Annotated in this window: 10 protein-coding genes; 6 read left to right on the forward strand and 4 right to left on the reverse strand. The window is 56.1% G+C overall.

Annotation, left to right across the window (positions count from 1 at the left end; genetic code table 11):
- Window positions 1-28: 28 nt before the first annotated feature.
- Window positions 29-1006: a dipeptidase gene (locus D3M70_RS02645; protein WP_120124129.1), complete on the reverse strand. Its 978-nt coding sequence runs from the start codon at window positions 1004-1006 to the stop codon at window positions 29-31.
- Window positions 1007-1234: 228 nt separating this feature from the next.
- On the opposite strand from D3M70_RS02645, the gene D3M70_RS02650 reads away from it, so the two are divergent.
- Together D3M70_RS02650 and D3M70_RS02655 are read left to right on the forward strand one after the other, a co-directional pair.
- Entirely contained in the window at window positions 1235-1639 is a 405-nt protein-coding gene (locus D3M70_RS02650) for a lysozyme inhibitor LprI family protein (protein ID WP_120124427.1), read from the forward strand.
- Between the two features lie 49 nt (window positions 1640-1688).
- Entirely contained in the window at window positions 1689-2111 is a 423-nt protein-coding gene (locus D3M70_RS02655) for a DUF3010 family protein (protein ID WP_120124428.1), read from the forward strand.
- Between the two features lie 96 nt (window positions 2112-2207).
- On the opposite strand, the gene D3M70_RS02660 is transcribed toward D3M70_RS02655, so the two are convergent.
- Together D3M70_RS02660 and D3M70_RS02665 are read right to left on the reverse strand one after the other, a co-directional pair.
- Window positions 2208-3377: a hypothetical protein gene (locus D3M70_RS02660; RefSeq protein WP_120124131.1), complete on the reverse strand. Its 1170-nt coding sequence runs from the start codon at window positions 3375-3377 to the stop codon at window positions 2208-2210.
- A gap of 67 nt (window positions 3378-3444) precedes the next feature.
- On the reverse strand, window positions 3445-4404 hold the full coding sequence (locus tag D3M70_RS02665; protein ID WP_120124133.1) for a GlxA family transcriptional regulator: 960 nt from the start codon (window positions 4402-4404) through the stop codon (window positions 3445-3447).
- 1362 nt (window positions 4405-5766) lie between these two features.
- Between D3M70_RS02665 and D3M70_RS02670 the strand changes: the two genes are divergently transcribed.
- The 4 genes from D3M70_RS02670 to D3M70_RS02690 all read left to right on the forward strand — a co-directional run bounded on the left by D3M70_RS02670 (window position 5767) and on the right by D3M70_RS02690 (window position 9751).
- Window positions 5767-6414 (forward strand): colicin-like pore-forming protein, encoded by a 648-nt coding sequence (locus tag D3M70_RS02670; RefSeq protein WP_120124134.1) that lies wholly within the window; start codon window positions 5767-5769, stop codon window positions 6412-6414.
- A 734-nt stretch (window positions 6415-7148) separates the two neighbouring features.
- Window positions 7149-8036 (forward strand): 3-keto-5-aminohexanoate cleavage protein, encoded by an 888-nt coding sequence (locus D3M70_RS02680; protein ID WP_081565039.1) that lies wholly within the window; start codon window positions 7149-7151, stop codon window positions 8034-8036.
- A gap of 126 nt (window positions 8037-8162) precedes the next feature.
- Window positions 8163-9128 carry an L-carnitine dehydrogenase gene (locus D3M70_RS02685; protein WP_120124138.1) on the forward strand — a complete coding sequence of 322 codons (966 nt, stop codon included), beginning with the start codon at window positions 8163-8165 and terminating at the stop codon, window positions 9126-9128.
- 146 nt (window positions 9129-9274) lie between these two features.
- Window positions 9275-9751: a thioesterase family protein gene (locus D3M70_RS02690; RefSeq protein WP_120124140.1), complete on the forward strand. Its 477-nt coding sequence runs from the start codon at window positions 9275-9277 to the stop codon at window positions 9749-9751.
- 70 nt (window positions 9752-9821) lie between these two features.
- On the opposite strand, the gene D3M70_RS32560 is transcribed toward D3M70_RS02690, so the two are convergent.
- The coding region (locus D3M70_RS32560) for a class II fructose-bisphosphate aldolase (RefSeq protein ID WP_256659672.1) at window positions 9822-10413 on the reverse strand (592 nt) is incomplete at its 5' end.

The following is a 10413-nucleotide window of genomic DNA, read 5'->3' on the forward strand; positions in this document are numbered from 1 at the left end:
AGAGGGGAAATTCAATGATCGCCGAGGCTTACTCGCCCCAGACGTCGCCCAGAATGCGAACCCAGTTCTCACCCATGATCTTGCGAACAACGCGCTCCGAATGGCCACGTTTGAGCAAGGTCTCGGTCAGGTTCGGGAACTCCCCCACGGTGCGGATACCCAGCGGGTTGATGATCTTGCCGAAGTTGGTCAGACGGCGGGCGTAGCCCTTGTCGTGGGTCAGGTATTCGAAGAATTCCTGGCCGTGCCCCTGGGTGAAGTCGGTGCCGATACCGATGGCGTCTTCGCCGACGATGTTCATCACGTACTCGATGGCTTCGGCGTAGTCGTCGATGGTCGAGTCGATGCCCTTGGCCAGGAACGGCGCGAACATGGTCACGCCCACGAAGCCGCCGTGGTCGGCAATGAACTTGAGTTCGGCGTCGGATTTGTTGCGTGGGTGTTCTTTCAGACCCGAAGGCAGGCAGTGGGAATAGGTCACTGGCTTCTTCGATTCGAGAATGACTTCTTCAGAGGTCTTGGAACCGACGTGGGACAGGTCGCACATGATGCCGACGCGGTTCATTTCCGCGACGATTTCACGCCCGAAGCCCGACAGGCCGCCGTCGCGCTCGTAGCAACCGGTGCCAACAAGGTTCTGGGTGTTGTAGCACATCTGCACGATGCCCACGCCCAGTTGCTTGAAGATCTCGACGTAGCCGATCTGGTCTTCGAAGGCGTGTGCGTTCTGGAAGCCAAACAGGATGCCAGTCTTGCCCAGCTCTTTAGCCTTGCGGATGTCGGCGGTGTTACGCACCTGGATCACCAGATCGCTGTTTTCACGGATCAGCTTCTGGCTCGACGCGATGCTGTTGACGGTCTGCTGAAAACCTTCCCACACCGAAACAGTGCAGTTGGCCATGGTCAGGCCACCTTTGCGCATGTCCTCGAACAGCTCACGGTTCCATTTGGCAATGATCAGCCCGTCAATAACGATGCTGTCGGCGTGCAATTCGGCTGGGCTCATCAGGCTGTCCCCTCTAGGTTAATCTCGGGCCGAAACGTGTGCCGGCGCTTTGGGGCCAGCATATGCCTGAGGGTCGGACGAGCCGGGTGCAAAAACGACAGAGGAATTGCCGAAAGCGTCAAGAAACGACAAAGGGCGACCGCGAGCCTCTGCCGCCTGCGTTTGATAACTGTTCTTTGCCTCGCGGTTGGGCGAGAATTCAGCGCATCACTGAATCGGGAAACCTCAATGAAGACGATTTTTCTGGCTCTGGCTCTATTCGCGACGGGCGCACACGCCGCCGCCAACCCGGACGCCACCCCTTGCGACGGCGTGGACGAAGATCAGCAGACTCTGGAATGCTCGGTCTACAGCCGCGACACGGCAGTCAAACTGCTGGATGAGAATTTCGACAACCTGCAGGAGCGCGTGAACACCCAGTTCGGCGCCAATAAAGCTCAGGCCAACGAGTTCATCGCCAAACTCAAAGCCGCCGAAGACGCGTGGAAAAAGCTGCGTGATGCCGATTGCGCGGTGGAAGTGTTCCCTGCCAAACCCGGCACCAAAGAATTCAACATCGGCCAGAACGACTGCCTGGCGCGCATGAGCGATGAGCGTTCGGAGTATCTGGAAAGCATCGCGCAGTCTGAATGACGTGCGCAATGCGCTACCCTGAGGCACATCACGAGCTCAGGGTATGCACATGAACATCTGCGGCGTAGAAATCAAAGGCAGCGAAGCCATCTTCGCTGTCGCCACTCGGGCGTCCGGCGCCCTCGAACACCTGCCTTTGGCGACCAAAAAGATCGCGCTGGAAGATGATGACGAAGCCGTTAACGTCAAGAACTTCGCCACGCAGATTTCCAACTTCGTGCGCGAAAACGGCATCGCCCACATCGCCATCAAGAAGCGCAGCAAAAAAGGCGAATTCGCCGGCGGCCCAACCACGTTCAAGATCGAGACCGTTTTCCAGCTGCTGGACGACTGCGACGTGATCCTGCTGTCGCCCCAGACCATCAATGCCCAATTCAAGAAGCACGCATTCGAACTGCCCGCCGCACTGAACAAGTATCAGCACGAGGCTTATAAGGCTGCGTGCTCGGCGTTGATGAAGGGCATGAAGTAACACACGCCGCTGTGGCAGCACGGCTTACCGGCGGCAGGGCCCTGTCAGTCGGTAGATCGACATCCGGCAGACCGCTACGGCCGGCAAGCCGTGCTGCTACAGTCTGCGCTGTCTCAACCACTCGCCAAACGCCTTGTCTTCCAGCGCGTAGGCCCCCCGACTGGATTTCCAGACCAGCTCTTTTTCACGCAACGAGTCGATCGCCGCCTGAATGGTTTGCGTACCGGGCACGACGTCACTGTCCAAGCGCTCCAACGCTTTGCCAACTGCCAATACTGTCACATCGGCAAACGGTGCAAACGGCTGGTTGTCGTGCGCCCGATCGGCCATCACTTCCAACACGCCGCGTTGCGGGGGCGTCAGCGTGTTATAGGCGCTTTCAAATTCTTCCCAGACACCAGCGCGCAGCGATTCGGCGCTATTACGCAGCAGTTCGCCAAGGTTTTCCGCCTCCCCAAGCTCCAGCGCGACATCACTGATGATCGTGCGCAGCATTTCAGGCCGACGCCCTACCAAGTCGAACGCAGCATCGATATCGACCGCAGCAAATTGGTTGGTATGCGCCAGATGGCTGTTCAGATGAGCGGTGTAAGCCTTGGTGAAATCTTTGCCCAGCAAGGGAAACGGCGTGATGCTCGACCCATAAAACGGCTGGTTCTTGTTCAACACCAGATGCGCCAGCTTGTCCCGATTGGAGCCTGTAAGGACCAGCCGCAATCCGCCAATACCGCGCTCAACACCTTGGTTGAGCTCATCGCGTGCAGCCTTCAATGCAAACATCGCATTGACGCCCGACTCGCTGGTCAAAGCGTGCTGAGCCTCGTCGATAATCAGCACGATTATTTTCTGCGCAGCGCTGTGCAGCAGCTCCAACGCCTGCGTCAACGTTGCGCCAACAGGCAACTGCGGCTTGGTGAAATCCCAAGAGAGCGTGCGCAGGAAATTGGGCTTTTCAAGGCCCGCTGATTTGGCAAGCTTACGTATCCCTTTCTCGTAGGGGACCAACGCTGCGGCGATGGCTGCACTGATGAGATCCGCAGGATCCTTCTCCCGATCCGCCCACAAATCCACGTAGACCGGCACCCAATCCTGCTTCAGGCATTGAGGCACCAGATCTTCGCGCAGAAATGTGCTTTTTCCCGTGCGACGGGGCGCCGCCAAAAAAAGCCCGGAGGAATAATCGTGCAAGCCTTCTCCGACCAGACCCTGAACGATGGTGAGGGCAAGGCTGTCGCGTCTGAATACAAAGCCAGTGCGCTTTGTCATGATTTATACCCAATTATTGCCGAAACCATAATTTATGGTCGCAAGTATAATTGACCATAATTCAGAGTCAAACGAGCTTCGGCTCCCGCGCTACTCGCCCTCGATCCTCCCTCGGGCACATTACATACCGCGCCTTGTAGCTGCGGGTGAAATACGAAGGCGACTCAAAACCGCAGGCAATGCTGACTTCCATCACGCTCATGTCGCTCTGGCGCAGGAGCTGCCTAGCTTTCTCCAGACGCAAGCCCAGGTAAAAGTTGCTTGGCGTGTCGTTCAGGTGCAAACGAAACAGCCGCTCCAGCTGACGACGCGTCACCTTAATGCCTTCGGCCAGTTCAAGAGTGCTCAGCGGTGGCTCGGTGTGCTGCTCCATCACGCCGATGACCTGGACCAGCTTCTTGTTGTTGATGCCGTAGCGGGTGGCGATCTGCATGCGCTGGTGGTCTTTGCGCTGACGGATGCGCCCGAGCACGAATTGCTCCGAGACCTTGATCGCCAAGTCCGGCCCATGGGACTGCGCGATGAGGTCGAGCATCAGATCGATCGAGGCGGTGCCGCCGGCAGAACTGATACGACGTCGGTCGATTTCGAACAGCTCCTGGGTCGCCTGAAGATGAGGGTAAGTCTCCTTGAAGGCATCGAGAGCCTCCCAGTGCAGTGTCAGCCGATAGCCATCGAGCAATCCCGCCTCGGCAAGCACGAAACTGCCGGTGTCGATGGCGCCCAGCGTCACACCTTCCAGATCGAGACGGCGCAACCAATGCTCCAGCGTCGAGGTGTAGAACTTCAACGGGTCGACGCTACCCATCACTGACAGCGTCGCGCCTTTCTTCAGCGCTTCCAGCGCGCCATCGGCGTTGACCGACATGCCGTTGCTGGCAATCACCGGGCCGCCATCGACGCTCAGTACATGCCAGCGATACAACTCGCCGCCAAACCGATTGGCCACCCGCAGCGGCTCCAGCGCCGAGACGAAGCCCATCATCGAAAAGCCGGGCATGAGCAGAAAGTAGAAATCCTGGGACATCGAACGCTCAATTAGGTGAGTTGAGTGAGTCGCTCATAGTTAACATACCGCCGCCCTCAAATCGACCAATAAACTACAATAGAGAAACACTATCGACCTGCGCCATTTCGTATAGTTTTGAGTTTTTCTACTTGACCCTGAATCAACCGTACGATTATGTGAATATCGCTGAGTCATGTCGCTATTCATCGTAGAACTTCTCCAGCATTTAGTTTAAATACGTTGGCACTTCGTTCGTGCACACAGTTCCGCTCGTTTATCGATTGCGTTTCTGTGTGCGCAAAAAAGGAAAAGACAAATGAAAAGATTACTATCCAATTCTCGCAGCGTCCTGGAAATAGAAACGCCCATAATCATCACTCCCGACCAGATTCAGACCTTTTCGGAAAACGGCACCGGCGGTGGTTATACCCCATCTGAATTTGCCCAGAGTTCGACCACTAACGGCGATGGCTGGGGAGCAGATATGAAACGCCCTAAAGGTACGGGCGGGAAAGGCACCATCCATAACATCGCAACACCCAACGTCATGCGGGACTTCATGGGTGAACAGAACCACAACCAGTCAGTCATCGATACTCAATACAATTCTCGATTCAGCACAGTTATTGCAGATATTGAGAGAAAGTTGTCGGAGCAAAAGGTGACGGCCAAAAACGGCCAAACTCTTTCAGCCAGTGAATCAGCTTCAATAGATCAAAAAGTCACACTGGAGCTTATCGACGAAACGAAAAGCAAAGCCTCCTCTCTTGAGACTCGCTCTCGTGGACTGAAAGGCCTTAGCCCTTTCTTTTTGATGGAAGTTCTGCCGCGCAACATGATGGCAGAATTTCTCAATTCTCGAGTCGGAACCCCAGAATCATTAACAGCACTCTATAATTCATTTGATGATGCGTATTCATCTGCGCTGGAAATCAAAGCGTTGTCGATATCTGAGAGAGTCTTAACAAATCGGCTGGCGGAAACGGCCGCTCTAAAAGACCGGGCAGACTTGGCGGAAGGTAAAAGCAACAATCTTGCGAGCCAAGACTACAGACTCTTCACCATCGAGCGCGAGCGGGACATTTACGCGCAACAGCTTCCAAAGTTCCTGCAGTCGGAATTGTCCATCCAGGCAGGTCAGGTACCTGGGCATCTAACCTCTCAAACCCTCAGGCATCACCAGGCGACGCTGGACCGCATGGCGGCTAACAAGCTAGCCGAGGTTCAACCTGTCCAGGCTCCTCCACCGTTCAGCAGCGGCGGGATCACTTTGCACTTTCCAGCCAACAATCCAAAAATCAACGCTCCGCTCAGCAAGCCAGAGCTAGAGGCTTTGAATGAGCTCGTCTATCTGCAGAAAAATACCAAAATCGGCACCAAATGGTTGAGTTATCACGAAGCCCTATTGAAAACCGAATCCGCCGCTCATTTGAAGAGTACATCCGAAAGTTCTCCGAACTGGCCGAGCGTGCAAATGATGCTGAGCAGACAATCGAAGCCGTCAAATTCACGCTTGAATTCTACGCAACCATTGGCGAGAGATTTGGAGAAAGAGCCTCTACTTTGGCGAAGGGATTGGCACAGAGCGCTAAAGGTAAGACCATCCGCAATGCAGAACAAGCGATCAATGCATTCGACGCTTACAAGGATGCACTCGACAAAAAATTCAGCGCACAAGACCGGCAGGCAATTTCAAACGCTCTAGGTTCGCTTGACCAGCAGACGATGGCCAGCAGTCTGAGTAAATTCGGAAAGTCTTTAGGCTTCGTAGGTCACATGATAGATGCGGTCGAGCTCGCGACGGAAGCCACAAAATCCGCTGAGAGTGGGAATTGGGCACCTTTTTATATCAAAGCCGAAACGTTAATTCTAGGCCAGGCAGCAGGGGTTATTCTGGGTTTGGCGTTTGGATTGACCATGGCTACTCCAATAGGCATATTGGGGTTTGGGCTGCTGCTAGCAGCAACAGGCGTATTAATCGATGAAACGTTAGTCAGCGAATTGAACAGTTATATCACAGATCTGTAAGTTTTAATCGAAGGAGGGAGTAGCATCCGCTACGCCCTTTTAATACACAAGAAAATACAGTACCCCCCGCCAAGCGGAACGGCAAAAATCAAGCATATCAAAGCAAAAATTACCGGAATACCCGATACATTTGTGATGTGAAGACCAAATATCTTCCTCCATGTCGCTGGCTCGAATATGCGCGAAGCTAAACTGTGAATCATAAATTTTGACATGGGATACAGCAGCATGCTCAGCCCCACTAACAACGCAAAATCAAGGTGGTCGCTCCATCGATAACCTTTCACACATGACGAAATCACAGCGATTAGGGTATAGCAACATCCTTCTGCCAGTTGCCTAAAAAAATAACTCCTGCTCATATTGCCGTCCTTGCCACATTAAATCGTGCCCGGTTATTGCATTACTTTCTATCCACCCGGGATACCCATCCTGATTGTCGCAAAAGATCCCCCGGACCTGAAATCGGCAATACCAAAATTGTGACGCTAGTGGCAATCGCGGTCCCGAAGGAGGTTGCGCCATATCCCTAAACAAATCCCTTACACCCTTCGCTCGCAATTAATCCACATACCTGTTGAATCAAACAAGCAACAGCACAGGTCGCTACCGTGCAAGAGCTTGTCGCCGCTGTGCGTTTTGACGGGCCTTGGCCTGCGTAGCTTTGCACCTCAAAAGCGGGTGGCAAAAGCCCGCCTCACGACAAACGCATTGGCCTGCAAGGAACCTCACTCATGAATCACGACGTCATCATCACCTGCGCACTCACCGGTGCTGGCGACACGACCGGGAAAAGCCACCTGGTCCCGATCACTCCGAAACAGATTGCCGCCGCTGCCGTCGAGGCCGCCAAGGCAGGCGCAACCGTCGTGCATTGCCATGTGCGTGACCCTGAGACCGGCAAATTCAGCCGTGACGTCGAGCTGTATCGTGAAACCATGGACCGCATCCGCGAGGCGGACATCGACATCATCGTCAACCTGACCGCAGGCATGGGGGGTGATCTGGAAATCGGTCCGGGCGAGCGTCCTACCGACTTCGGTCCGAACACCGATCTGGTCGGCCCGCTGACACGGTTGGCCCACGTTGAAGCGCTGCTGCCGGAAATCTGCACACTGGACTGCGGCACCCTGAACTTCGGTGACGGCGACACCATTTACGTCTCCACTCCAGCTCAACTGCGCGCCGGTGCCAAACGCATTCAGGAGCTCGGTGTGAAAGCCGAGCTGGAAATCTTCGACACTGGTCACCTGTGGTTCGCCAAGCAAATGCTCAAGGAAGGCCTGCTGGATGACCCACTGTTTCAGCTGTGCCTGGGTATCCCGTGGGGCGCTCCGGCAGATACCACCACCATGAAAGCAATGGTCGATAACCTGCCAGCTGACGTGGTGTGGGCCGGGTTTGGCATTGGTCGCATGCAAATGCCGATGGCGGCGCAATCGGTGCTGCTGGGCGGCAACGTGCGCGTCGGTCTCGAAGACAATATCTGGCTGGATAAAGGCGTACTGGCGAGCAACGGCGCGCTGGTGGAACGTGCCAGCGAAATCCTCAGCCGCATGGGCGCGCGGGTCATGACCCCGGCTGAAGGCCGCGTGAAGATGGGCCTGAAAAAGCGCTTCTGATCCAGCTCCATTTTCCCCAGTAGCAGCACGGCCTGCAGGCGGTGACCTCCTCAGGATCACTTCCGCCGGCAAGCCGGACTGCTACAGAGACTTTTTCGTCATCCAGATTTTTTTCAGGACATCACCATGACCTTCATCACCGAAATCAAAACCTTCGCCGCACTGGGTAGCGGTGTCATCGGCAGCGGCTGGGTCGCCCGCGCCCTCGCCAATGGGCTGGACGTCGTCGCCTGGGACCCGGCACCGGGTGCCGAAGCTGCACTGCGCAAACGCGTCGCCAATGCCTGGCCTGCGCTGGAGCAGAAAGGCCTGGCAACAGGCGCGTCGCAGGATCGTCTGCGTTTCGTGACGACCATCGAGGAATGCGTGCGTGACGCCGATTTCATCCAGGAAAGCGCCCCGGAACGTCTGGACCTGAAACTCGATCTGCACAGCAAGATCAGCGCCGCTGCCAAGCCTGACGCGATCATTGGCTCCAGCACATCGGGCCTGCTGCCTTCGGAATTCTACGAAAGCGCAATCCACCCTGAGCGTTGCGTGGTCGGCCACCCGTTCAACCCGGTCTATCTACTGCCGTTGGTGGAAGTGGTCGGCGGCAAAAACACTGCACCGGAAGCCGTTCAAGCCGCGATCAAGGTCTACGAATCGCTGGGAATGCGCCCGCTCCATGTGCGCAAGGAAGTGCCGGGATTCATCGCCGACCGTCTGCTCGAAGCGTTGTGGCGTGAGGCGCTGCATCTGGTCAACGACGGCGTGGCAACCACGGGCGAAATCGACGATGCGATTCGCTTCGGCGCCGGTCTGCGCTGGTCGTTCATGGGCACTTTCCTGACGTACACCCTGGCCGGGGGCGATGCAGGCATGCGTCACTTCATGGCTCAGTTCGGTCCGGCACTGCAGCTCCCCTGGACTTATCTGCCAGCGCCGGAACTGACCGACAAGCTGATCGACGATGTGGTGGACGGCACCAGCGATCAGTTGGGCAGCCACAGCATTTCGGCATTGGAACGTTATCGCGATGACTGCCTGCTGGCGGTGCTGGAAGCGGTTAAGACCACCAAGGCCAAGCATGGGATGGCGTTCAGCGACTGATCGCGCGCGACATGCCTCTGATCGTTCCACACGCTGCGCGTGGGAATGCAGCCGCGGACGCTCCGCGTCCCCAATGACGCAGAGCGTCACCGATACGTGCCCCGCAGAGCGTGGGTACGATCATGCTTCAGTAACAGGACACCTCCATGCCTGCTCTCATCACGTACAACACCCCGATCCTCACCGATTGGGTCGATTACAACGGCCATCTGCGCGATGCGTTCTATCTGTTGATCTTCAGCTACGCCACCGACGCCTTCATGGACCGCATCGGCCTGGCAAGTGATGACCGCGCGGCCAGCGGCAACTCGCTGTTCACTCTGGAAGCGCATATCAATTACCTGCACGAAGTGAAACTTGGCGAAGAGGTGGAAGTACGCACCCAGATCGTTGGTCACGACCGCAAGCGCGTTCACCTTTATCACAGCCTCTACAAGGTCGGTGGCGATGAAGAACTGGCGGCGAGCGACCAGATGCTGTTGCACGTTGACCTCGCCGCAGGCCCCAAGTCTGCACCGTTCAGCGAGCAGTCGCTGGAAGCGCTACGCCTGCTTACCGACGCGCAACACGGCCAGCCTGCGCCAGCGTATGTCGGACGGATCATCGGCCTGCCCGTCAAATAAGAAATGCCACGCACGAAAAAGCCCGCATCGCTGCGGGCTTTTTCTTACCGGCTAACCGATCAAATCGCGATCAGTTGACCTTGGCGTTCAACTCACCTTTGGCATAACGCTCAAACATTTTCTCCAGGGAGATCGGTTTGATCCTGGAAGCATTGCCAGCGGTGCCGAAAGCTTCGTAACGGGCGATGCAGACGTCGCGCATGGCCGAAACGGTTTTCGCCAGGTATTTACGCGGGTCGAACTCGCTTGGGTTCTTTGCCATGAACTCACGGATGGCACCGGTGGATGCCAGGCGCAGGTCGGTGTCGATGTTGACCTTGCGCACGCCGTGCTTGATGCCTTCAACGATTTCTTCGACCGGCACACCGTAGGTTTCTTTGATGTCGCCGCCGAATTCGTTGATGATTTTCAGCCATTCCTGAGGAACGGACGAAGAACCGTGCATCACCAGGTGGGTGTTAGGAATGCGTTTGTGGATCTCTTTGATGCGCTCGATCGCCAGGATGTCGCCGGTAGGCGGCTTGGTGAACTTGTATGCGCCGTGGCTGGTGCCGATGGCGATCGCCAGGGCGTCAACCTGAGTCTTCTTCACGAAGTCAGCGGCTTCTTCAGGATCGGTCAACATCTGGCTGTGATCCAGAACGCCCTCAGCGCCTACGCCG

This window comes from Pseudomonas sp. LS-2 (genome assembly GCF_003605735.1).
Taxonomy (GTDB): Bacteria; Pseudomonadota; Gammaproteobacteria; order Pseudomonadales; family Pseudomonadaceae; genus Aquipseudomonas.